23 protein-coding genes are annotated in these 23,394 nt (G+C 38.9%); all 23 read left to right on the top strand.

The genetic code is table 11. The annotated features are described in order from the left end of the window. Position 1: 1 nt before the first annotated feature. The 23 genes from O4O04_RS15760 to O4O04_RS15645 all read left to right on the top strand — a co-directional run bounded on the left by O4O04_RS15760 (position 2) and on the right by O4O04_RS15645 (position 23,370). Positions 2–754 (top strand): ABC transporter permease subunit, encoded by a 753-nt coding sequence (locus tag O4O04_RS15760; RefSeq protein WP_272536119.1) that lies wholly within the window; start codon positions 2–4, stop codon positions 752–754. Further along, positions 751–2,421 carry a PEGA domain-containing protein gene (locus tag O4O04_RS15755; protein ID WP_272532742.1) on the top strand — a complete coding sequence of 557 codons (1,671 nt, stop codon included), beginning with the start codon at positions 751–753 and terminating at the stop codon, positions 2,419–2,421. Before O4O04_RS15760 ends, O4O04_RS15755 begins: the two co-directional genes overlap by 4 nt. A 48-nt stretch (positions 2,422–2,469) precedes the next feature. After that, positions 2,470–3,354 carry a 4-hydroxy-tetrahydrodipicolinate synthase gene (gene dapA / locus O4O04_RS15750; RefSeq protein WP_272532741.1) on the top strand — a complete coding sequence of 295 codons (885 nt, stop codon included), beginning with the start codon at positions 2,470–2,472 and terminating at the stop codon, positions 3,352–3,354. After that, entirely contained in the window at positions 3,347–4,144 is a 798-nt protein-coding gene (gene dapB / locus O4O04_RS15745; protein ID WP_272532740.1) for a 4-hydroxy-tetrahydrodipicolinate reductase, read from the top strand. Before dapA ends, dapB begins: the two co-directional genes overlap by 8 nt. Positions 4,145–4,153: 9 nt before the next feature. After that, a complete protein-coding gene (gene cdaA, locus O4O04_RS15740; RefSeq protein ID WP_442915903.1) occupies positions 4,154–4,960 on the top strand; it encodes a diadenylate cyclase CdaA in 807 nt (268 codons plus the stop codon). Next, positions 4,957–6,063, top strand: a complete 1,107-nt coding sequence (locus O4O04_RS15735) for a CdaR family protein (RefSeq protein ID WP_272532739.1) — start codon at positions 4,957–4,959, stop codon at positions 6,061–6,063. The genes cdaA and O4O04_RS15735 overlap by 4 nt, the downstream gene beginning before the upstream one ends. Continuing rightward, positions 6,060–6,434 carry a holo-ACP synthase gene (gene acpS, locus O4O04_RS15730; RefSeq protein WP_272532738.1) on the top strand — a complete coding sequence of 125 codons (375 nt, stop codon included), beginning with the start codon at positions 6,060–6,062 and terminating at the stop codon, positions 6,432–6,434. Before O4O04_RS15735 ends, acpS begins: the two co-directional genes overlap by 4 nt. A gap of 8 nt (positions 6,435–6,442) precedes the next feature. Next, the gene (locus O4O04_RS15725) at positions 6,443–6,667 is read left to right on the top strand and encodes a tetratricopeptide repeat protein (RefSeq protein ID WP_272532737.1); all 225 of its coding nucleotides are present in this window, start codon (positions 6,443–6,445) and stop codon (positions 6,665–6,667) included. Between the two features lie 2 nt (positions 6,668–6,669). Next, entirely contained in the window at positions 6,670–7,047 is a 378-nt protein-coding gene (locus O4O04_RS15720; RefSeq protein WP_272532736.1) for a bactofilin family protein, read from the top strand. 280 nt (positions 7,048–7,327) lie between these two features. Further along, positions 7,328–8,284, top strand: coding sequence for a 30S ribosomal protein S2 (gene rpsB, locus O4O04_RS15710; RefSeq protein ID WP_272532734.1), 957 nt, complete (start codon positions 7,328–7,330; stop codon positions 8,282–8,284). 15 nt (positions 8,285–8,299) lie between these two features. After that, positions 8,300–8,887: a translation elongation factor Ts gene (gene tsf / locus O4O04_RS15705; protein ID WP_272532733.1), complete on the top strand. Its 588-nt coding sequence runs from the start codon at positions 8,300–8,302 to the stop codon at positions 8,885–8,887. A gap of 34 nt (positions 8,888–8,921) precedes the next feature. After that, positions 8,922–9,635 carry a UMP kinase gene (gene pyrH / locus O4O04_RS15700; protein ID WP_272532732.1) on the top strand — a complete coding sequence of 238 codons (714 nt, stop codon included), beginning with the start codon at positions 8,922–8,924 and terminating at the stop codon, positions 9,633–9,635. After that, positions 9,628–10,176: a ribosome recycling factor gene (gene frr / locus O4O04_RS15695; protein ID WP_272532731.1), complete on the top strand. Its 549-nt coding sequence runs from the start codon at positions 9,628–9,630 to the stop codon at positions 10,174–10,176. Before pyrH ends, frr begins: the two co-directional genes overlap by 8 nt. A gap of 28 nt (positions 10,177–10,204) precedes the next feature. Next, positions 10,205–10,909 carry an isoprenyl transferase gene (locus O4O04_RS15690; protein ID WP_272536117.1) on the top strand — a complete coding sequence of 235 codons (705 nt, stop codon included), beginning with the start codon at positions 10,205–10,207 and terminating at the stop codon, positions 10,907–10,909. Further along, positions 10,909–11,823: a phosphatidate cytidylyltransferase gene (locus O4O04_RS15685; protein WP_272532730.1), complete on the top strand. Its 915-nt coding sequence runs from the start codon at positions 10,909–10,911 to the stop codon at positions 11,821–11,823. The genes O4O04_RS15690 and O4O04_RS15685 overlap by 1 nt, the downstream gene beginning before the upstream one ends. Before the next feature lie 12 nt (positions 11,824–11,835). Next, positions 11,836–12,999: a 1-deoxy-D-xylulose-5-phosphate reductoisomerase gene (dxr, locus tag O4O04_RS15680; protein ID WP_272532729.1), complete on the top strand. Its 1,164-nt coding sequence runs from the start codon at positions 11,836–11,838 to the stop codon at positions 12,997–12,999. Next, a complete protein-coding gene (locus O4O04_RS15675) occupies positions 12,993–14,708 on the top strand; it encodes a site-2 protease family protein (protein ID WP_272532728.1) in 1,716 nt (571 codons plus the stop codon). The genes dxr and O4O04_RS15675 overlap by 7 nt, the downstream gene beginning before the upstream one ends. Positions 14,709–14,725: 17 nt before the next feature. Then, positions 14,726–16,480 (top strand): proline--tRNA ligase, encoded by a 1,755-nt coding sequence (locus tag O4O04_RS15670; protein WP_272532727.1) that lies wholly within the window; start codon positions 14,726–14,728, stop codon positions 16,478–16,480. Continuing rightward, positions 16,473–17,672, top strand: coding sequence for a tryptophan synthase subunit beta (trpB, locus tag O4O04_RS15665; protein ID WP_272532726.1), 1,200 nt, complete (start codon positions 16,473–16,475; stop codon positions 17,670–17,672). The genes O4O04_RS15670 and trpB overlap by 8 nt, the downstream gene beginning before the upstream one ends. A 7-nt stretch (positions 17,673–17,679) precedes the next feature. Beyond that, the gene (gene trpA / locus O4O04_RS15660; RefSeq protein ID WP_272532725.1) at positions 17,680–18,480 is read left to right on the top strand and encodes a tryptophan synthase subunit alpha; all 801 of its coding nucleotides are present in this window, start codon (positions 17,680–17,682) and stop codon (positions 18,478–18,480) included. Between the two features lie 109 nt (positions 18,481–18,589). Further along, positions 18,590–20,926: an adenylate/guanylate cyclase domain-containing protein gene (locus tag O4O04_RS15655; protein WP_272532724.1), complete on the top strand. Its 2,337-nt coding sequence runs from the start codon at positions 18,590–18,592 to the stop codon at positions 20,924–20,926. Between the two features lie 12 nt (positions 20,927–20,938). Next, on the top strand, positions 20,939–22,819 hold the full coding sequence (gene dxs, locus O4O04_RS15650; protein WP_272532723.1) for a 1-deoxy-D-xylulose-5-phosphate synthase: 1,881 nt from the start codon (positions 20,939–20,941) through the stop codon (positions 22,817–22,819). 95 nt (positions 22,820–22,914) lie between these two features. Continuing rightward, entirely contained in the window at positions 22,915–23,370 is a 456-nt protein-coding gene (locus tag O4O04_RS15645) for a tetratricopeptide repeat protein (RefSeq protein WP_272532722.1), read from the top strand. Positions 23,371–23,394: the final 24 nt, after the last annotated feature.

Raw genomic sequence — 23,394 nt, 5'->3', positions numbered from 1 at the left:
GATGATCTGGCTCATTCGATTTATTTTGTTTTCTAGCGTATTATTGGGAATTCTATTGAATTCCGCTCCCACTGGAATTGATTTAGACTTGGTCAATAAACCTGCTTTCGAATCTTGGAATAATTTTCTTGGGTGTGATCGATTGGGACGAGATGTTTTTGCTATGTATTCTTATGGAGTTGTATCAACAGTTTTGATCGCCTTACCTGCACGATTAATCACTTTGATTTTTTCTTTATGCGTTACATTATTTGGATATATCCTAGGCAAAAGTTTTGGATTTATAATGGATCAACTCGCATATGTATTTTTGTCGATTCCATCACTACTCATAGCACTGCTAGTAGTTGCAAGTCTTGGGGCTGGATTTTTTTCTTTACCCATTGCAATCGTTCTCTCTGATTGGGCTATGTCTTACGAATCCATGAAAGCTAAATTGCGTGAGATCCAGAACGGAGGTTATGTTCAGGCTTCGTTTGCGATGGGTGCAACTAAGTCACATGTTTTTATTTATCATATAATTCCAGGCCTTAGTTCTATGTTGTGGTATCTTTTTATAACTGGAGTGCCAACCGTGATTATGGCACTTGCAATCTTTAGTTACCTTGGAGTGAATTGGGCGGGCGATTATCTTGGGCCAGGTCTCGGTGAACAAATTGCTTTCTCGGGTGATTATTTTCAATTGAGTCCGACGGCTGTTTTTGTTCCTGTGATTGGAATTATCCTATTAGTAGTTGGACTAGGAAGGAAATGAGAAAACCTATTTCGATTCTTCTAACATTTTGTCTGATTGGAATCTCCATCTCTCCACTGTTAAGTGTAGATGAGCTATACAATCTCACAGAAGTTTATACTCCTAAGCAAGTTGAAGTGGAAGAATCAAGAAAGATATGTTTTTTCCCATTTCGTAATTCGAGTGAAGCAAAAGGTCTCGAGTATCTAAGAACTGGAATCCCTGCAATCCTTGTTACTGAAATTCGAAAGATTGGATATATCTATGATGAGAATATTGTATTCAATGTTATACGACACCAAATGGGTAACAAGAAAGACAAAAGCAAGAACGAAAAGGAATCCAAAACAAAACTCATTCGGGAATTGGAAGGTGGTGGCCTCGAATCCATTCAGAGAAGAAAGTCGGAATATTTGCAAGATGACTTAGATAAATTATTATCTGGTGAATCGAAAGAGCTTCCAAGGAAGGATCCTAGATACGTTCCAATCACAGTTCAATATGAACGCGAATTCGCAGAAATCGCTGATTCAGAAAATGCTATTGCCCTAGGAAGTAAATTCAATTGTTTTTATGTTGTGACTGGAGAATTCACGCAGACAGGCGGAGATTCAATTACAACAAAAGTGGAATTGAATAATCTATGGAATGGTAAGCTAAGAACAGAAAATCATTCAACAAGTTTGAAACGAGCATTCCAAGAAATGTACCCACTTGCAGAAAAGCTCAAGAAATCATTAATCGTTAAACCTCTCTCGCAAATTTCAATCGATTCGGGCTCCGAACCAGGAGCTTTAGTTTTTATTGATGACTATTATGTTGGTAAGACTCCATTGATTTCTCATCCTATTTTAGATGGAAAACATGAAGTATTTATATCCAAAAATGGCTTCCAAGAAATAAAAAAAGAAATCGAAATCGGAGCCCGCCAAAATACCAATTTTCAATTTGCCCTTAAACCTCTTGATAAAACTGCATATATTTCTGTGACATCAGATCCTTCGGGAGCTGATGTCTACTTGGGTATTACAAAAATTGGTGTGACTCCGCTCAATAAAGTGAAAGTGTCAGCTGGTAAAAATCGATTGAGAGTGAGCAAGGATGAATATGTTGATCATTTTACGGGTGTTAATCTAGAATCAGGGAAAGATCAAAAGCTTCAAGTTAAGTTGCGGGTAGGAGATTCGGAAATCTACTATAAAAATAAGGATTTTGTATTTCTAGATTATACTTATAAAGACTTTTCTGTTTATACTTTGTATTCTGGACTATTATTTTATGCGGCTCATGCCTATCTACAGTATGAAGCCAATAGGATCACTGACGGTCTCAGACCGCAGATAACACTGGTTAATGTTTCGACCATAGTTGCATTGAATGAAGCCAATCCTGATCTTGCAGCAGGTGTTTATTTTTACGAAACTTATAAGATAAATGAAGTCGTCGCGAGAGCAGATCGTAACCGAAGATGGGCGGGTGATCTGGGATTGGATCGGCAAGGTGGAAAATTCCGAGGCGGTCCAATGATTTATGGGGCTGCGTTTATGTTCTTTTCTTCGTTTGCACTGCTTTGGATGGGCTTGGATTCCGAAACTCTGGATATTGGATTCGATCCTGGTTTCCGACATGTTGATTTTGGAGGTATGTCCGAGGCAAAAGGGCATATAAAATACAACTTTCGTTTCTAGCACTCGGACTTTCTTGACAAAATCTACCACTTTATCCAGTGTATTCTTATGTTTCAGGGCGTTTATACAGCCATCATCACACCATTTTCTGATAATAAAATCGATTACGATAATTATTTTCGAATTTTGGATAACCAAATCCAATCGGGAATCTCAGGGATTGTACCTTGCGGAACTACAGGAGAATCCCCAACTCTGGATCATGACGAACACAGTGAACTCATCCGTCGAACGGTTGAGTATGTAAAAGGTCGAGTCAAGGTTGTCGCGGGGACTGGATCCAACTCCACTGCCGAGGCAATAGAACTTACAAAAAAAGCCTGCGATGACGGGGTAGACGGAGTTCTATCTGTCAATCCTTACTATAACAAACCAACCCAAGAAGGTCTCTATCGACATTTTTGGGAAATTGCAGAGCAGTCTTCCAAACCAATTATGCTCTACAATATTCCAGGAAGAACGAGTGTCTCTCTGACGGTTGATACTGTCCTCAGACTTTCCCGCCACAAACAGATACGCTGTATCAAAGAAGCAACCGGTGATCTCGGTTTTATGGCAAAATTGACCTCAGTTCTGCCAGGAGATTTTACCTTGCTTTCGGGTGATGATAATTTAACAATTCCTGTTCTTGCGATCGGAGGTAAAGGGGTTGTATCCGTTGTGTCTAATATTTTCCCTGCATCGATTGTCAAAATGGTGAACCTCTGGAATGAAGGAAAGCTTGAGGAATCTAGAAAAATTTATTTCAAGCTAATGCCAGTTTTTCAATCAGCTTTCATGGAAACGAATCCGATCCCAGTAAAGGCAGCCATGAGTTGGTTAGGTTATTGTAAGAATGAACTGAGACTTCCTATGACAAGCTTAACACTGGGTGAGCAAGCAGACCAATTCAAGAAAATCATTCTTTCCCTGAGAGAGGAAGGACTTGAATAAGATAGCTCTTATTGGTGCCGGGGGAAGAATGGGGCGAGCCATAACCCAGGCTATAAGCAATACGCAAGAATCGAGCCTCGCTTATGCAGTCGTTCGTCCAGATTCTTATTCTATAGGTTTTGACTCAGGTTTGCATTGTGGAATCAAAGAGAATGGAGTGAAATTTACATCTGATCTTGAGGAAGCGATTCAAAACAGCGATGGGGTTATAGATTTTAGTAGTGTAGATGGTTTGGAGAAAGTTTTATCTCTTTGCCTCCAATACAATAAGCCTCTCGTAATTGGGCTTACTGGACTTACCTCTGCTCAGAAAAAAAAAATTGAAGACGCATCCAATTCGATTCCCATTGTTCTCTCACCAAATATGTCAGTCGGTGTAAACCTTCTTTTCAAATTGACCGAGATCGCAGCAAAAGTGCTAGGCGATGATTTTGATGTAGAAGTATTGGATATTCATCATCGTCACAAGAAGGATTCTCCATCTGGAACTGCAAACAAAATCAAAGAAGTTTTGGTGCAAGCATTGGAAAGAAAAGAATCAGACGTGATCTATGGAAGGCATGGAATCTATCCAGAACGTTCAACCAAGGAAATTGGAGTCCATACAATGCGAGCGGGTGAAGTTGTCGGCGAACATACCGTTTACTTTTTTTCTCCCGAAGAAAGGATCGAGATCACTCATAAGGCACAAGATCGAAAAACTTTTGGTGTTGGTTCTGTCAAAGCGGTTGAATTTGTTATAAAACAAAAACCTGGATTCTACGATATGTTCAATGTGTTAGGAATATGAGAGTAAATTGTGTTTGATATTTTTAGAGGTATCTACCTTATTTCTTCAACCAAAAGTATATTTTTGGTTGCACTAGATATTTTCATAGTTAGCTTTTTTATTTACAAAATCTACATGTTGCTTAGGCGAACCAGAGGAATCCAACTTCTAATGGGTGTAGTTTTTATATGGATATTGGGTTCAGTTGCAGAGTATATGGAACTGGAACTTTTGGATTGGATAATCACCAATATTCGTCCTGCATTGGTTTTCGCAATTATCGTTCTCTTACAACCAGAACTCCGTCGGATTACGGGAGATCTTACTCGTTTCCGTTTTGTCAATTTATTTCTGATGAAACCAACTTATGATCTTGATCCAATTGTAGACGCAGTAAAGACAATGGCATCTTCCAAAATCGGATCTATCATTGTTCTAACAAAAGAAATTTCACTTAAGAATATTGTAGAAGATTCCATTCAATTGGATGCCTTGGTGTCCTCTCCCTTATTGCAAACAATCTTTATGAAAAATACACCCTTGCATGATGGTGCTGTGATCATTGAGCAGAATCGTGTTGTATCAGCTGCTTCTTATCTACCAATGACTCATAATTTAGAGAATTCTACTTTCGGAGCAAGGCATAGATCCGCTCTGGGTCTTGCTGAAGAAGCTGATGCCGTGATCATCGTCACATCGGAAGAAACTGGCGAAATTTCTGTATGTTTTGATAGCGAAATGATTCATCCTGTTAAACCACTAGAGCTTAAGTCTCTTGTTAACTCTCTATTGTTAGAGAAGAAAAGAGATAAGAAGTATGAGGATGATGAGAAATGATCCAAGTGAGAAACCTTCTTCCCAAGCTAATAGAAGTCTTCACGAAAAACTGGAAAGTCAAATTAGGATCTCTTCTGATCGCTTCGATTTTCTATGTTAATTTACAAAATTCTAAAATCCTAATAAAAACTGTAAATATTCCTATCGAATACCCAAAATTAGAGAACGGAATGTACTATTCCAAGAATCCTGAAAAGTCTTATCCAGTTAGAGTAGAGGGTTTACGAGAAGTTGTAAATTACTATTCTCAATTTATGAAGGCTGTAGTAGATCCGCTAGATTTAAAACCAGGTTCCAATGATGTCGCCATCAAGAGAATTACTGGAGTTCCCAACGGGATCAAGGTTACCAAACTAAAATCTTCCATACCTATCGAAATTGAGGGAACGGCGACCAAGCAAGTGATTTTAGAGGCTACTTTTGAAGGGGATCTTCCATCTAACTTTGAAAAGGTCTCTTTTCTTGTAAGGCCGAACCGTGTCAATATTTCTGGACGTCAATCAGATGTTGAGAAACTCAATAAAATAGTTTTACCACCAATCTCACTCCAAGATCAAAATGAATCCTTTGTGCGAAAAATTCGCCTACCGGATTTGCCTAAAGGAACCTTTATCGTTGGTGGTGTTAAAGAAGCGACCGTCAGTGTTACAATTACATCTCTCGCTTCTAAGACAGGTGAGCAGACTATCACTGGAATTCCTGTTGTATGTATTGATACCAATCAATATCTCGAACCGGAACTATCAGAAGAACAGGTCTCAGTCAAAATTTTCACAAGAACTCCAATCAAGAGCAGCGCAATTATCAATGGAATTCAGGCAACTGTTCCTTGTAACAATTCGTACGATCTTCTTCGCAAGAAAATCATTCCGAGTGATCAACCCGTTGTGACAAAGATAAGGGTTTCAAGATCTAGAGATCTTAAAAATATAGAAATACTTCAAGTGATTCCAGATAAGGTGACTGTTACTTATAAAGTAAAAAATTCATCGATTCAACCTAGCGATGATGAAGAAGACAATTCCAATTCGGATGAGGTAGACCCAAATGATACGCCACCACCTCCTCCAGAAGGTTATAAAGAAGAAGGAAAGCCCAATTGAAAATGACAATTGGCAATGATATCATTGCGAATCATAGGATCAAAGCAGCATGGGATGAATTTGGAGATCGTTTCCTGAACCGTGTTTTTACAGATCAAGAAAAGGAATATTGTCTTAAGAAGAAAGATCCCGTTCCTCATTTAGCAGCAAGATTTGCTTGCAAAGAAGCCTTTATCAAAGCATTAGATTGTGGTAGCGATTTTCGATTCGATATGAGAGAGATTGAGCTTGTCGGCTCCGAGTTCGGCAAAAAAAGACTTTGCATAAACGGTAAATCTATGGAATTGTTTTCTTCTAAGGGATTCTCTGTATCAGAGGCATCCATTAGCCATTGTGATGAATATTCAACGGCAGTTGTATTATTGTATTAGGAGTTATCATGAATCTAAGCGCAGAAATGAAACAAGTTTTCGATTTATACAACGAGGGATTGCATCTATACAAGACTCGAAAATTTCCAGATGCGAAAAGAAAATTCCAAGAAGCACTGCAGATTAAACCAGATGATGGTCCATCGCAACTCTATGTAGAACGATGCGACACCTTCATCCAATCGCCTCCCCCAGAAGATTGGGACGGGGTATATGTGATGACAACCAAGTAAATATGAGTAAGAAGAACAATCAACCTATCGTAACAGAACATGGAGTTATCTCCACGGTTTTAGGCCGCGAAACTGCCTTCAACGGAACTTTAAACTTCAAAAAACCTTTGCAAATCTCTGGCGAATTCAAAGGAGAAATCCTATCAGAAGGATATTTGGTAATTAGCGAAGGGGCAAAAGTCCAAGCCAATATCAAAGCGCATACTGTCATCGTTGGTGGCATGGTAATCGGAAATGTTACAGCAACCAATCGCTTGGAAATGCTAACAACAGGCAAAGTTCAAGGAAATATAAAAACTGCGAAATTGCAAATTGCCGATGGCGTGATTTTTGATGGGAATTGTGAGATGATCCAACCAGAAGATGGCAAATCCTCTTGACCAGTAGCCTTTTTCCTGGAATATGGTAATCTAAGCTCATTGCAATGAATAAGGGGCAGATAGGAAATATCTTCCTAGTCCTAATTCTCGGACTTTTCGTCGGAGCAATTTCTGGGATACTGTTGGATAGAATCTTCGGGATTCAATTTTTCTCGGTTTTCTTATTTGCTGAACCATTCGTGCTGGAGCTTTATATAATTAAGGTCGGGATCCAGCTAACCCCTGCAAGTATCATTGGTCTTGTAGTATCTGGATATCTCGTACTAAAAAGGGGTACATAATGTCCGTAATTTCAATGAAAAGCCTCCTCGAATCCGGAGTGCATTTCGGTCACCAAACTCGTAGATGGAATCCTAAAATGGCTCCCTACGTATTCACAGCTAGAAACGGGATCCATATAATCGATCTCCAAAAAACCGTCCAAAAAACCAAAGAAGCTTATGATGCTCTGCGAAGACTTACTGCCCAAGGCAAAAAAGTTTTATTCGTTGGAACAAAGAAACAAGCTCGTGGTGCAATCGAAAGAGCAGCACAAGACTGTAATATGTATTATGTGTCTAACAGATGGTTAGGCGGACTTCTGACTAACTGGAATACAGTTAAGAAATCCATCGCTCGTCTTAAGAGATTGGAAACAATGGAAGAAGAGAATTCTTTCGAACAAGAAGCAAGAACTAAGAAAGAAGCACTTTCCCTTAAAAGAGAGCTAGAAAAACTAAAAGCAACTCTTGGTGGAATTAAGGATATGGCAACTATTCCTGAGATCTTATTTGTTATCGATCCTAAGAAAGAAGAAATCGCAGTTATGGAAGCCAAAAAACTAGGGCTTACTGTTTTTGCAGTTGTTGATACAAACTGTAACCCAGAACTCATTGATTATCCAATTCCGGGCAATGATGATGCAATTCGTGCTATCACTCTTTTCCTTGATACAATGGCTAATGCAGTAAAAGAAGGAACCGGTGGAGAAGTTGTTCAACCTAACTTCACTGAAGACGAAGATATCGATCCATCTCAACTATACAGCGGTGAGTATGACGAAAGCGGTAAATTCATTCGTGATGAGACATCTCTGGAAAACAAAGCAGCAGCTGCGGGTGAAGAGACTGTTGCAACTATCGAAGTGATTCCTGGTTCAGACGAAACAGTTACATTAGCTTCTGCTAAAACTGAAACAACTGATAAACCAGAAGAGATCAAAGAAGGCCAAGGAATTGTCGAAGTCGACAATCAATAAAGAAAGGATAGAACTTTGTCAAGTACTGATTTAATAAAAGAATTAAGAGAAAGAACGGGTGCTGGAATGCTTGATTGCAAGAAAGCACTTACGGAAAACAACAACGATATCGATAAAGCGGCTGAATATCTTCGCGAGAAAGGTATGGCGAAAGCAGCTAAACGAGTAGGAAGAGAAACTTCTCAAGGAAGAGTGATCTCTTATATTCATGGTGCTGGAAAAGTTGGTGTTCTTGTGCAGTTGAGCTGTGAGACAGACTTCGTTGCAAACAACGAAGACTTCGAAGGATTGGGAAGAGATATCTGCATGCAAATCGCTGCAATGGCTCCTCTCTTTATCAGTGAAGACCAAGTCAACAAAGATGATATGGAAGCTGAATCTAGAGTTATCAAAGCACAACTTGAACAAGAGGGTAAGAAAGCAGAACAAATCGAAAAGATTCTTCCTGGCAAATTGAAGAAATACTACTCGGAAGTCTGCCTTTTGAACCAAGCTTATATCAAAGATAACACCAAAACTATCAATGATATAATCCAAGAATCCATAGCAAAATTTGGCGAGAACATTACAGTCGCTAAATTTTCTCGGTTCCAGGTTGGATAATTCCGCCAAAACAAACTATCCTTACAAAAGGATTATGATCAAACTTTCCGGCGAGGCACTTGCCGGAGAGGGAGAGCTTGGTATTGATACCAACAAAACCTTTTCCCTTGCGGGAGAAATCAAAGAAATACATGCATTAGGAATCCAGGTGGCATTGGTTGTCGGTGGAGGCAACATTGTTCGAGGCAATACTTTAGCTAAATCGGGAATGGATCGTGCGACAGCTGACTATATGGGAATGCTAGGCACAATCATGAACGCTCTCGCCTTACAAGACGCTTGCGAGAAACAAGGATTGTTTACAAGAGTATTGTCTGCTATCGAAATGAAATCAGTTGCTGAACCATATATCCGCAGACGTGCAGTTCGCCATTTGGAAAAAGAAAGAGTTATCATATTTGCTGGTGGAACTGGTAATCCATACTTTACTACAGACACAACTGCTTCACTTAGAGCTGTGGAAGTTGGCTGTGAAGTAATTCTAAAAGCTACAAAAGTGAATGGTGTCTATACGGCAGATCCAAAAAAGGATCCAGCAGCAATTCGTTATAAGAAAATCTCATTTATGGAATCTATAAAAGAACGTCTTAAGGTTATGGATTCAACTGCCTTGAGTCTATGCATGGACAATAATATGCCAATCATTGTATTCGATATTTTTAATAAAGGAAATCTTAGAGATCTTGTCTGTGGTGCAGATATTGGAACTCTTATTTCCAACTCAGAGGAGTTAGTAAAAGATGTCTGAAGAAATTCTCAATCAAATGAAAACAAAAATGGATAAAACCATTGATGCTTTAAAAAAAGATTTTGTACAAATCCGATCCGGCAAGGCGAACCCTGCAATGATCGAAGATATCAAAGCGGAATACTATGGTGCTCCAACACCACTCACTCAATTGGGAAATATTACAACTCCTGAACCTAGGATGATAGTTTTTACTCCTTATGATAAATCTGCGTTCAAAGAAGTCGAGCGTGCGATTCTTAGTTCAGGACTTGGTTTGACGCCAAGCAATGACGGCGTCGTAATTAGAATTATCCTCCCTGAGCTAACGGGCGATAGACGTAAAGAACTTGCAAAAATCGTAAAAACTAAATCCGAAGAGAAGAAAGTTGCTATTCGTAATATTCGAAGAGATTCCAACGATGATCTCAAGAAGGAAGATGGCATATCTCAAGATGAGATGAAAGTTCTTCAGGATAAAGTTCAGAAAACCACCGACTCCTATATCGCAAAGATTGATGAATTAGCGAAGGAGAAGGAAAAAGAAATTCTAACCGTTTAATTAGAATCCCTTGTCCGATCCAGCCAAGATTAAATCGATTCCTAAGCATATAGCGGTAATCATGGATGGAAACGGGAGATGGGCAACCAAACAAGGGTTAAATCGCACCGAGGGCCATAGAGCTGGTGCAAAAGCAATTGATTCTCTTCTCACTTCCAGTTTAGAATTTGGGTTACAAAATGTATCTTTGTACGCATTTTCCACAGAGAATTGGAAGCGACCCATCCTCGAAGTAAAATCTATATTCGAATTACTAATTGAGTTCATCACAGATCGTTTGGATGATATCCATTCGAAAGGAATTCGCATCAAACATTCTGGTTCCAGAAATCGAATTCCCAAATCTGCCTTGAGCTCTATCGATCGAGCAGTAGAAAGAACATCTAAGAACAAGACTCTAACCGTGAACTTTTGTCTGAACTATGGAGCAAAAGACGAGATCATTCACGCGATGAATGGACTTATCCAATCCAGAAAATCTGCCAAAAAAGATTTACTTGGAAAAGTGACTGAGAAGGAATTTGAAAAATATTTATATACATATCCTCTCCCTCCAGTAGATTTACTCATCAGGACAGCAGGAGAGCAGAGAATATCAAATTTTCTACTCTGGCAGATTGCCTATGCTGAAGTATATTTTACAAAAACGTTATGGCCTGATTTTGATCGAAGCGCGTTGGTTGATGCTTTGCAGGACTACGATAAAAGAATAAGAAAATTTGGTGGGTTATAATGGGCGAAACAGCGAAACGAATTTTATCTGCAATAGTTTTAGTTGCACTTTTTTTGGTAGCCTTTCTATATTCGGGCGTTTACTATCTCGATTTGTTTTTTTTCGGTGCCTTGATCATTTATTTAGGACAGAGAGAATTTTACGATTTCGGTCATAGGGAAGAGTCCCAAGCTTTCCGAGGATCGGGTTACGTTTTCGGTTTTGTTATCTTTCTTGTATACTATCTCCAATTCATTGGAATACAGAAAAATATTGCGCCGCCTTCTTGGGTTCTTGAAATATCCAATCAATTGAATTCGCAATCATTCTCGCCCGTAATGGCATTGGTGATTGTTCTTACTATTCTCTCATTCACTCTCCAGATCATTAAGCGACCGTTAGATGGTGCTATGATGTCCGTTATGACAACGGTTTTTGGAGTTTTATATGTTGCGGTTCCAATAGGACATTTCCTTTTACTTCTCAGTTTTCCTTACGGTGAATACTATATTTTCTTAGTTTGTACAATCACATTTATCAGTGATGCGGGTGCTTATTTTGGAGGTCGGTGGTTTGGACGCAATCCTGCAGGTCTCAAAATTTCCCCTAAGAAAACTTGGGAAGGTTATATCACAGGAAATATCTCTGCTGTGATCTGTGTTCAAATTCTCAATTATCTCTGGGTATATTTTGTTGGTGGTGAAATCCCTGTTGGTCTCATAGAATCCATTGCACTGAGTGTTGTGTTGTCACTTGTATCTGTACTCGGTGATCTTGCAGAGTCAGCACTCAAACGTGATGCCAAAATCAAAGATTCAGCTTCAATTATACCAGGTCATGGTGGCGTACTGGATTTAGCTGATGCTTTATTATTTACTATACCAACAATTTATTTCTATTTTAAAATTAAGGGGATTCTTGGTTACACCGTCTAATTAAGAGAATAGATGAAAAACTTAACTATACTCGGTGTCTCAGGATCCGTGGGGGAATCTACTCTTAAAGTTCTTCGGCAATTTCCAAATCACTTCCGTCTTACAGCGATTAGTGTCCATAACAATTGGAAGAAAGCCGAAGAGATTATTCAAGAGTTCCAACCTAGTTTTGTTTGCTTTAGTAATCCAACGCCTGAGATTCGTGCCTTTGGAGCAACAATAGGACATACCAAAATTTTATATGGAAGTGAAGGATTGGATGAGATTTCATCACTTCCAGAAGTTGACATCGTTGTTACTGCAATCGTTGGAGCCATAGGAGTCGCACCGACTATTGCTGCAATTCGTGCGGGCAAAGACATTGCAATCGCGAACAAAGAAACACTAGTAACATTTGGCCCCTTGATAAATGATTTACTAAGTAAATCTAAATCTCGAATGGTGCCGGTTGATTCCGAACACAATGCACTCTTCCAGTTGATTGATCGGACTCCAAAAGAAAATATTAGATCCCTAATTTTAACTGCATCCGGCGGTTCGTTTCGGGATCTTCCGATAGAAAAACTTCCTTATGTATCAGTTAAGGAAGCACTCAACCATCCAACTTGGTCGATGGGACCAAAAATCACTGTTGATTCTGCAGGACTCATCAACAAAGGATTGGAAGTCATAGAAGCGCATTTTTTATTTGGATTCTCGTATGATAATATCGAGGTTGTTATCCATCCAGAATCCATTATTCACGGTTTGGTGGAAAATATCGATGGAGCAGTCATTGCTTATGCATCTCAACCTGATATGATTTTTCCGATTGCTCATTCGCTATTCTATCCGAATCCCGTTCCTGATCTTTTAATTGAGAGAAAACCATATTCATGGAAATCATTGAATTTTCGAAATCCTGATCCTGATCGTTATCCAGGTTTAGCAATCGCTTACAAAGCCGGTAGACTCGGTGGAACTGCTCCAGCAATTTTTAATGCTTCCAATGAAGTAGCTTGCGAACTTTTTTTGCAGGAGAAAATTCCATTTATTGCAATTCCAACTATTATTCAAAACGCATTAGATTCTATTCCTATCGAACATCCGAAAGATCTTGATGGTTATCTGGATGCAGATCTAAGTGCACGAAATTTTGTACGTAATCATATGATTGAAGGAGTCTTACCTTGCTAATATTAATTCTTGGCGCAGTGATGATGCTTGCGGTTTCTATTTTTATCCATGAGTTAGGGCATTTACTTTGTGGGATGCTTGTCGGCGTGAAAGCCCGGATTTTTTCTATGGGATATGGAAGAGGAATTTGGAAGAAAAAAATTGGTGAGACAACTTATCAGATAACAGCCATTCCGTTAGGTGGCTATGTGATGTTTAAGGGAGACGAATACGGCAGAAAATTAAAAGGTGAACCTGGTGAGTTATTGTCAACTCCTCCACTCAAGCGAATGATTCCTGTTTTAGGTGGCCCTTTTGCCAATCTGGTTCTTGGATTTTTGTTGCTGTTTTTATTAGAGATGACCGGTGACAACGCACCTGGAAATAAAATATTTATCGATCCATCTATCGAATCCATCTCTCAAGCATACAAATCTGGTTTGAAATCAGGAGATATAATTACAGCGATTAACGGTGAACCAACTGCAAATTTTGAAGATATATTTACAAATATAGCACTAAGCAAAGGTGATCCGATTGAGATTCAGTACAATCGTAACGGCAAGGAAGCTGTAACGACTGTTATCCCGAATATGGCTTCTTCGGGAGGACGTCCTTCTATCGGTATAGAACCGGCTGGAGAGAGACGCGTAGTTGCGACATTTACTTACTCAGAACAGATAACCGAATGGTTAAATCAAAAGTTGAATGATTCTGGCGAAACTGATCAATTCTATAAAGAGCAAATCCAAGAAAGAATTCGTGAAGGAGAGATCCCCGAAGAAGTAGTCGATAAAATTGAAGCTCAGAATCGTGAGAAGGAATTGAAATCAAGAGCAGTAAAATATCTAAATGACGGTGATGTTTTGATTTCTGTGAATGGAGTTGATGTTCAGACTATCACTGATTTACAAACTGAATTGGGTAAGTATCGGGGAAAGCAAGTTGATCTAAAACTTATCAGAAAAACTCTTCCCCTACTCACTCCTTGGGCTGTAAAAGATGAGACGGTCACGATACCTGTATTAGGTGCTGATGTTATTGAATTAAAAAATCTAAAACATGCGAAATATCCTGAGCTAAACGTAGAAGGTCTCTCAATTGCATCCTATGATCCAGATATAGAAAATAAACTTAAGAATATTCAAATCAATGGGAATATATTCGAGAATATTGATTCTCTAATATCTTATATAAAATCTGCAAAAGAAAACTCAATGAAAGTTTCGTTTTCTGGAAGAGAGTATTTGGCGGATGTTGCAATTCGTCCGATCGGTTTACTTGGATTTCGTCCATCCATGAAATTTGTCGCAGAGACAAGAATCAAAGATCAGAATCTGGGTGAGGCATTTGCAAGTGCGGGAATAAAAGTCTATCAGAATGTTTCGACTACCTTAAAAGGCATTGGCATGTTGTTTAGCGGCTTGCTATCACCCAAAGAAAATCTTTCTGGACCAATCGGGATTGTTCATATTGCAGGACTCAGTTTGGAATATGGATGGAGAACATATCTAGACCTTGTAGCTAAGATATCTATAGCTCTTATGATCATGAATCTTTTACCTATACCCATAGCCGATGGTGGACATATCGTAATGTATGCATACGAAGCCGTGGTCGGACGTCCATTGCCAAAGCGCGTGATGGAAGCGATATTTAGAATTGGATTCTTCTTTTTGATTGGTCTGGGTATTTTTGTTTCCTTCAATGATATACTTCGTTTCTTCTGATATATAGAGTAAATTAGATGAAAGCAAGTTCCTATCTCGTTCCAACTGCCAAAGAAGACCCTCAAGATGCAGTAGTCGCATCTCATAAATTGATGATTCGCGCGGGTCTTGTCCGCAAATCCAGTGCTGGATTGTATTTTTATCTTCCTCTCGGGCTTAAGATCTTAAGAAAAATTGAACAGATTGTCCGTGAAGAAATGGATAGATCTGGTGCACTCGAATTTCAACTTCCTATTCTTACTCCTGCAGATTTTTGGAAAGTATCGGGAAGATGGGACAAAATGGGCAAGGAAATGTTTCGACTCAAGGATCGCCACGACAACGAGAATTGTCTTGGTCCGACTCATGAAGAAAGTTTCTGCAATCTCGTTAAACCTATGTTAAAGTCTTATAAAGACTTGCCGATCAATGTCTATCAGATCCATACAAAATTTAGAGACGAGATTCGACCTAGATTTGGTGTGATTCGTTCTCGTGAATTCACAATGAAGGATGCCTATTCCTATCATATTGATGATGAATCACTTGATAAAACATATCAAGTGATGCGTTCGACCTATCGATCCATTTTTAAAAGAATGGGCTTGTCAACAATTCCAGTTCAAGCCGATTCGGGAAATATGGGAGGATCTGCTTCTGAAGAATTCATGGTCGTGAGTCCCATTGGCGAAGAAACATTGATGATCTGTAAAAGTTGCGGATACAATGGTAATATTGAAAAAACTCCGCTAATTTCTCACAACACGAACGCAAAATCTACATTAGCTGAATTTTCTCAGTCTGATAAAACTTCTACGCCAAACGCTAAATCAATTTCGGAAGTGTCCACTACACTTGGACTGCAAGATAAAGACTGTATCAAAGCACTAGCTCTTGTTTCCGATGATAAGCCGATTTTGGTTTTTTTACTTGGGGATCGTGAACTCAATGAAGCCAAGCTAAGAAACCATTTAAAAACAAATGAGCTGCGTCCAATGGGCAATAAAGAATTGGAAAAATACAATCTGGTTCCGGGATTTATTGGACCTCAGGCGACTTATCATTCCGATCTAACCGTAATTTTGGATGCGAGTATTGATTCGAATCTTGGCTATGTTGCCGGTGCCAACGAATTGGATTATCATTATCGATCTGTTGTAATGGGAAAAAGTCATACTCAATTCGATTCGATTGATTGTAGCCTAACTAGAAAAAATGACCCTTGCCCGAATTGTGGAACTGGACTTGACGAAGAGAAAGGTATCGAGGTCGGACATATATTTAAGCTTGGTCAAAAATATACGGAAGCTTTTGACATCAAAGTATTGGATCAAAATGGTAAGACAAAAATTCTTACTATGGGTTGTTATGGAATTGGAGTCAATCGATGCATGGCTACAATCATTGAGCAATGCAATGATGAAAAAGGAATCCACTGGCCCATTACTGTGGCTCCATTCGAAATAGCACTTGTCAGCATCACTAAGGCAAAGGAAGACACTGCTAAAGTAGAAAAAATCTATCAAGAACTTGTTTCCAAAGGATTGGATGTTTTCTGGGACGATCGTGACTTAGGCCCTGGTTTTAAATTTAAGGATTCCGAGTTGATCGGATTCCCCATTCGAATTACGATTGGTAAAGCATTTCTCGAAAAAGCTGAAATTTCAATTTTGGTTCGCAAGACCGGTGAAGAAATCCTTCATCAATTTACTGATGAGAAATCTCTGTATGATGAAGTACTGAAAATTCGAACTCAATTGTATCAAGAATTGGAGGATAACAACCATGAATAGAACACTCTATAAGCAATTTGATGAAGGTTATTTTGGAGAATTTGGTGGTCGTTATGCGCCAGAAGTTTTGACTGAAGCTCTTGAAGAATTAGAAAGAGTTTATGCAAAATTAAAAGACAATAGAAAATTCAAAAAGCAAGTTGATTATTATTTTAAAAACTATGTCAATCGCCCATCCTTACTTATGTATGCGGAGAATCTTACAAGGCATTGGGGTGGAGCTCGAGTATGGTTGAAGCGAGAAGACCTCAATCATACCGGAGCACATAAAATCAATAATACGATCGGACAAGCACTTATGGCTCGTTATATGGGCAAGAAAAGAATTATAGCCGAGACGGGTGCCGGACAACATGGGCTTGCTACAGCTACAGTTGGTGCGATGTTTGGTTTTGAGACAGTGGTTTATATGGGTGACGTAGATCTCAAGCGCCAAGAACTCAATGCAGTCAAGATGAAGATGATGGGCGCAACGGTTCGTGGAGTCTCTGCTGGAGAAGCAACCTTAAAAGAAGCTACATCAGAAGCAATGAGGGATTGGGCACTCAATGTAAAAACAACTCATTATATAGTCGGATCCGCAATTGGTCCTCATCCTTTTCCAACTATCGTAAGAGATTTTCAATCAATCATTGGGAAGGAATCTCGCAAGCAATTCAAGAAATCGGAAGGCAAATTGCCGGATGCTGTTGTTGCCTGTGTTGGTGGTGGATCGAATGCGATTGGAATGTTCTATGGTTTTATTGGAGATAAAAAAGTAAAATTGTATGGCGTGGAAGCTGGTGGAAGAGATAAGACTCCTGGGAATCATTCTGCAACAATCAGTTTGGGTAAACCTGGATTTCTACATGGCACCAAGACTTTGATTATCCAAGATGAAAACGGACAGATTGTACCCGCCCATTCAGTATCAGCTGGTTTGGATTATCCAGGTGTGGGACCTGAGCATGCTCATTTAGCTTCGACGGGACGAGTTAGCTATGCTAATGTAGATGACGATGATGCTCTATCTAGCTTTTTGGAAGTTTGCAAAATTGAAGGAATCATTCCAGCATTAGAAACAGCTCATGCGTTTTCCTTTGCGAAAAAATTAGCTAAGGATTTAGGTAAGAAAAAAGACATTCTAATCTGCCTATCGGGTCGCGGAGACAAAGACGCTGCAGAAGTCTATCGCTTACTAGGAGATATATAAATTGCAAATGGAATCTGAGATTACCAAGAAGTTCAAGTCTACTGAGGGTTCACTTTTTATTCCCTATATTTCGCTCGGTGATCCAAATTATGAGGATAGCAAAAGATGGGCGGATGCAATCATCAAAGGCGGAGGAGATATTTTAGAATTGGGAATTCCTTTTTCTGATCCTGTCGCAGATGGACCTGTGATCCAAAGAGCTTTCTCTCGTGCTTTCATGAATCCTTTTAGTTTGGAGAAAATTTTTGCAACGACTCGATCTATCAAAGATGCGAATCCTTCGACTCCGTTGGTTTATCTGACTTATTTCAATCCTATCTATCATATGGGGATCGAGAAATTTCTATCTGCTGCGAACAAGGCTGGAGTTTCCGGATTTATCATTCCAGATCTGCCATTTGATTCACCTGAGAGTCACGAACTTTTTTCCAAAGCTTCCAAATATGCAATCGATCTCATACATTTGGTAACTCCGGCAACAGAAAAAAGTCGAATCCACAAAATGAAAAAGAATTCATCTGGTTTTATCTATTACGTAACATCATTCGGAGTTACTGGTGAACGAAAAGACTTCTCTCTGGATTTAGAAGAAAGGATTCAATATGTACGCAAGGACATGGGTTTACCAATCGCTGCAGGTTTTGGAATTTCAACTCCTGACCAAGCTGCCAAAATTTCTAAATTTTCTGATGGCGTCATTATTGGATCTTCCATTCAAAAAATTATTGAGGATCATGGTTCAAATCTGGAAATTTGCGCAGAAAAATTAGAAATCTATTGCAAATCTATTCGATCAGCAATGCGATAAATTGATCTTGTGGTTTTGTTGGCTTAGATAAAAATCTTAGGTTGTTTTTCAATTTTTAATGCAATTTGTTCTTGAGATAGTTTAGGAAAAATCAGAACTTGTATAAGTTATGAGCGAAACAACCACAGATCAGAATAAAAGTTTAAAGATACTTGATATCATCGTAATCTTTGTCGCAATAGCTGGATTTTCGATCCTCACTTATTCCGTATTTGATCCTCATCATGAGAATTTCCATCTTCTCCTATTGATTGGAACTTTACTCATCTTAGCTTCATCCTATTTTGTTTATAAGATTCTAGAGAAAACGACGAGCAACAAACAATACAGTGGATCACTCTGGCTTTCGTTCGTGGTTGGAATTACAATGTTTACTCTGGCTCAGACATTCACTCCACTTTTGAATTTAGAAGAAGATTCAGTTTCTTCTCGATTTTTAATTCTTCGCGGTTCAAAGACAGTTCAAGAATTCGAAAACGAATCTGGAAGAATTGAACTTCGAAAATTTGATCCTCCACCAAAAGCTAGACATGATATTCAAATTATTGGTATTACGACGAACTCACTAGAAAAGCTGGAAGGAACTTGGCCACTTCCTTGGAACTATTATGCTGATATTATAGAAAAATTCACTGGATCTTCGAATACATTGATGTTCGATATTTTTTTCTTAGACTATAAGAAAGGCGAGACTGAGGCTATGGCTTCGGCAATGAAGAAGAACCAGAATGTGCTTTTCGACTATCCGATGGAGACTAGTGCCGAATCCAAAGAGAGCGTTAAGAATTTAGAGTCTAGAATTGAGATTCTTAGAAAATTTAGATTAAAAAATGTGATCGATGAATCTCGATACAATTATGATTGGGTCAAATTTCCTCAGCCTCCAATCGAACCAGTAGCTGAACTATCGTCTGGTCTCGGTTTTGCGAACGTAAAAAAAGATGAAGCTGGCATGAACCGAAAGATGCCTCTTGTCGTGAAGGTTCCCAATTCTGGACCAAATCGTGAGCCAGAATATTATCCTTCAATTGATTTATTGCTTGCGACGAATTATTATGGTGTTGATATCCAACGGGATGTTTATGTGAAGATGGGCGAATCTATCACAATTAAGAACATCCCAGACAAAAAGCTAACAAGCTTTAACCGAAGAATCGCCAAGATGGAGACCAAGGATATCATGGCGATTCCAAATGAGAATCGTGAGATTGTTATCCCAATTGACTGGGAAGGTCAGATGGAGATCAATTTCGTTGGTGGAAGATATTCGTTTAATTCCCATGAAATTTTTGAAGTAGCAACAGAATGGGAAGAAGAGACCGCACAACAATTTTCCAATAACATATTCCTCGTTGCGATGTATTATGCAACGGGACGAGGCGCATCAAAGGATGCCCATTTATCTCCGTTTGGTGATATGTCTGGAATCGAACACCATGCTCAAGCATTGAATACAATTCTCAATCAAGATTTTCTTTTTAATACATCTAAGCTCATCGATTTTATTACATATTTGGCTCTTGCTGTGTTGATTGGATTTCTTCAGCCAAGAGTTTCGACTTTATACGGATTTGGAATTTCTGTTCTAATGCTCGTTCTTTATTCTATACTATCCATGTATTTGTTTGCGGAGCATAATCTTATAACAATTCTTCCGACCGTGCTACTTGAGCAGGTTTTTATATTCATCTCAATTATTGGGTTTAGGATTTTGACGGAAGAAGCAAATGTAAAATACATTCGTAGTACTTTCTCTAAGTTCGTATCAAAAGACGTTGTGGATGAATTACTAAAAAATCCGGACAATCTTGCTCTTGGTGGATCCAAAAGAGAGATTACCATTTTCTTCTCGGATATCCGTGGCTTTACAACTATATCCGAAGCTCTTGGTCCTGAAGAACTAGTTCAATTGCTTAATGAGTATTTATCGGCGATGACAGAGATCATCATTGAATACAAGGGCACAATTGATAAGTATATGGGTGATGCGATCATGGCGTTCTGGGGTGCTCCGGTTCCGCTCGAAGATCACGCCTATTATTCTTGTATTGCTGCACTTGCACAGATGGATTACTTGGATAGAATTCTCAAGCCAAGTTGGATTGCGAGAAAAGTTCCAGTTATAGACATCGGTATCGGTCTCAATTCAGGACCTGCAGTCGTTGGCAATATGGGATCTTCGCATCGTATGGAATACACTTGTATGGGTGATACGATCAATCTTGGATCAAGGCTTGAAGGTTCCAATAAAATGTATGGAACTAACATTATTATATCAGAATATACTTATGAAAAGGTAAAAGATAAGGTAATTGCGCGTGAATTGGACTTGGTAAAAGTGAAAGGAAAAACTCAGCCAGTGCGAATTTACGAATTGCTTGGAATCAGCAACCCAGAAGATATGGAAAAGATGAAGAGACCACTTTCAAAATTGGGAGCTTCTTAATTTCTAGCTTTAATGACTCTATATCCCTATCTAGATAGAATTCGATTCCCATCTGATTTAAGGAATCTCCAGCCAGAAGATTTGCCTTCTGTTTGTAGAGATTTGCGTGAATTCATAATTGATACTTTGGCGGGTATTGGAGGGCATTTTGCCAGCAATTTAGGAGTCGTTGAACTCACAGTCGCCCTTCATTATGTTTTCAAGACACCGGATGACAAACTGATCTGGGATGTAGGCCACCAAACTTATCCTCACAAAATTCTAACAGGTCGCCGAGACGAACTCAAAACGGTTCGAAAATTCGGTGGATTGTCAGGCTTCCCCAAAAGAGAAGAGAGTCCTTATGATTTATACAATACTGGCCATGCAGGAACTTCAATTTCACAGGTGTTAGGTGAAGCTTGTGCGAGAGACTTGTTGGGTCTTAGTCATAAGATAGTCGGTGTGATTGGGGATGCGTCCATTGCTACTGGAATGGCATTGGAAGCAATGAATCATGGTGGGCATATTCGACCCAACTCAATCATCGTATTGAATGACAATTATATGTCCATATCCAAGAATGTCGGTTCCATTTCTTCTTATTTGAATGCTCTTATATCTTCTCAGATTTACAATTCTTGGAAGAAATTTACTTATACTTTTATGCAATGGTTGCCAATCATTGGACCTGCTATATTGAGTTTTATGCGTAAAGCAGAGAAAAGTTTTAAGCATTTTATGACTCCTGGTGGACTTTTTGAAGATCTTGGATTCTCCTATTTTGGTCCAGTGAACGGACATGATGTACTTGGCTTAGTCAAAATTCTCAATAAAGTTCAAAATATTGAAGGACCCGTTGTTTTGCATGTGATCACTCAGAAAGGAAAAGGTTATGATCCAGCAGAAAAAGATCCGATCAAATACCATGGAGTAACTCCTTTTAATAAATTGGATGGGGCTATGGCTCCTGCTGATTCAAATAAAATTTCTTATAGCAAAATTGTTGGAAATACTTTAATTGACCTAACTAAAGTTAATCCAAAAATCGCTGTCATTACTCCAGCAATGATCGAAGGATCTGGATTAAAAGAATATTCAGAAATGTTTCCTAATCATACATTTGATGTTGGAATTGCTGAGCAACACTCAATAGCTTTTGCGGGTGCAATGTCTAGCGGTGGTGCAATACCGTATGTATGCATCTATTCTACTTTTCTAACGCGCGGGATGGATCAGTTAGTCGAGGATGTATCCCTTATGAATCTGCCTGTTCGTTTCGTTATCGATCGTGCCGGAGTCGTCGGACCGGACGGTGAGACACACCAAGGACTATCTGATATAGGTTATCTTCTCGGATTGCCGAATATGGATTTAGTTGTTCCATCGTCTGGTCAAGATATCATTGACTCTTTACATTTTATGAATACTTACGATAGTTCTCCTATCGCTATTCGATTTCCAAAAGATTCCGTGAAACTAGCAGATTTGAATTTTGCCGAGCCGCGTCCTTTGACTCCTGGAAAGTTTAGAATTTTGTCACAAGGCAGTGACCTTGCAATTCTTTCCATTGGTTCTATGCTTGATATATCCCAGAAGACTAGAAAGCTTTTGGAAGAAAAAGATAAATCTGTGAAGTTGATTGATCTTTTTTGGCTAAGACCATTGGATTGGGAGGCATTGGAATCCGAGCTTGGATCTGTTAACAAATTCATAATCATGGATGAGAGCTATCGAGATATGGGTGCAAGTGGATATATCCTCAATCAATTGAATCCCAATACTTTGAATAAATTTCTCAAAACGATTGCACTTCCACCAGAACCAATCTTGCATGGTGATAGAATTGAAATTTTGGATCACTACAATATCAGTCCAGAAAAAATATATTCGTCCATTCTTCCTCTGCTTTAAAATAAACAATCAAGCGTTTTCTTAGCTCATCCGAAAATTGAATTACAGCGACTTTGTAGTAGCTGAACTCAAAATTCTTCGCATCGGGGTGATCTGTGGATTTATTTCTATCTGGCAAAAAGTTTTTTCGTTCTGGGGATTTGGATCGTGCGGAATTTTTCTTTCTATCCTATTTGGAAAATGTTGAATGCGAAGAATCCTATTTCTATCTCGGACTCATTATGGGTCAGCGAAATTTACTCGAAGAAGCACTAGAATTCTACTACAAATCAGTCAGTATCAATTCCGAGTATGGCAATCCCTGCAATGAAATTGGTATTATACTCTTAAGAATGGGCAAGGATAAAGACGCAGTTTTCTGGCTCAAAAAATCCATTCGTTGTGCACAAAACGATGCTCTACATATATCTTTTTTCAATCTAGCAACACTCTATAAAATGTGGAATCGGCCTGAGCGTTCTCTGCAATTTTTGTATCGAGCGATTGAACTAAAACCGGAATTTGAAGAAGCGCATCGCCTCAAAGACCAGCTAACAAAAAATAGTATATAAGCAATCTAATCCGAATTCGAAAGA

Source organism: Leptospira sp. GIMC2001, assembly GCF_028462125.1.
In the GTDB taxonomy this organism is placed as follows: domain Bacteria; phylum Spirochaetota; class Leptospiria; order Leptospirales; family Leptospiraceae.
The sequence above is the reverse complement of the archived record's forward strand: the minus strand, read 5'-3'. Positions and strand labels throughout refer to the sequence as shown.

What these genes read in the sequence shown, in the direction of transcription:
- trpB (WP_272532726.1), top strand. Translation starts at nt 16,473, where the DNA reads ATGAATAGAACACTCTATAAGCAATTTGATGAAGGTTATTTTGGAGAA.
- dxr (WP_272532729.1), top strand. Translation starts at nt 11,836, where the DNA reads ATGAAAAACTTAACTATACTCGGTGTCTCAGGATCCGTGGGGGAATCT.
- dxs (WP_272532723.1), top strand. Translation starts at nt 20,939, where the DNA reads ATGACTCTATATCCCTATCTAGATAGAATTCGATTCCCATCTGATTTA.
- trpA (WP_272532725.1), top strand. Translation starts at nt 17,680, where the DNA reads ATGGAATCTGAGATTACCAAGAAGTTCAAGTCTACTGAGGGTTCACTT.
- O4O04_RS15685 (WP_272532730.1), top strand. Translation starts at nt 10,909, where the DNA reads ATGGGCGAAACAGCGAAACGAATTTTATCTGCAATAGTTTTAGTTGCA.
- O4O04_RS15755 (WP_272532742.1), top strand. Translation starts at nt 751, where the DNA reads ATGAGAAAACCTATTTCGATTCTTCTAACATTTTGTCTGATTGGAATC.
- O4O04_RS15655 (WP_272532724.1), top strand. Translation starts at nt 18,590, where the DNA reads ATGAGCGAAACAACCACAGATCAGAATAAAAGTTTAAAGATACTTGAT.
- O4O04_RS15760 (WP_272536119.1), top strand. Translation starts at nt 2, where the DNA reads ATGATCTGGCTCATTCGATTTATTTTGTTTTCTAGCGTATTATTGGGA.
- pyrH (WP_272532732.1), top strand. Translation starts at nt 8,922, where the DNA reads ATGATCAAACTTTCCGGCGAGGCACTTGCCGGAGAGGGAGAGCTTGGT.
- rpsB (WP_272532734.1), top strand. Translation starts at nt 7,328, where the DNA reads ATGTCCGTAATTTCAATGAAAAGCCTCCTCGAATCCGGAGTGCATTTC.
- O4O04_RS15720 (WP_272532736.1), top strand. Translation starts at nt 6,670, where the DNA reads ATGAGTAAGAAGAACAATCAACCTATCGTAACAGAACATGGAGTTATC.
- frr (WP_272532731.1), top strand. Translation starts at nt 9,628, where the DNA reads ATGTCTGAAGAAATTCTCAATCAAATGAAAACAAAAATGGATAAAACC.
- O4O04_RS15670 (WP_272532727.1), top strand. Translation starts at nt 14,726, where the DNA reads ATGAAAGCAAGTTCCTATCTCGTTCCAACTGCCAAAGAAGACCCTCAA.
- O4O04_RS15725 (WP_272532737.1), top strand. Translation starts at nt 6,443, where the DNA reads ATGAATCTAAGCGCAGAAATGAAACAAGTTTTCGATTTATACAACGAG.
- O4O04_RS15735 (WP_272532739.1), top strand. Translation starts at nt 4,957, where the DNA reads ATGATCCAAGTGAGAAACCTTCTTCCCAAGCTAATAGAAGTCTTCACG.
- dapA (WP_272532741.1), top strand. Translation starts at nt 2,470, where the DNA reads ATGTTTCAGGGCGTTTATACAGCCATCATCACACCATTTTCTGATAAT.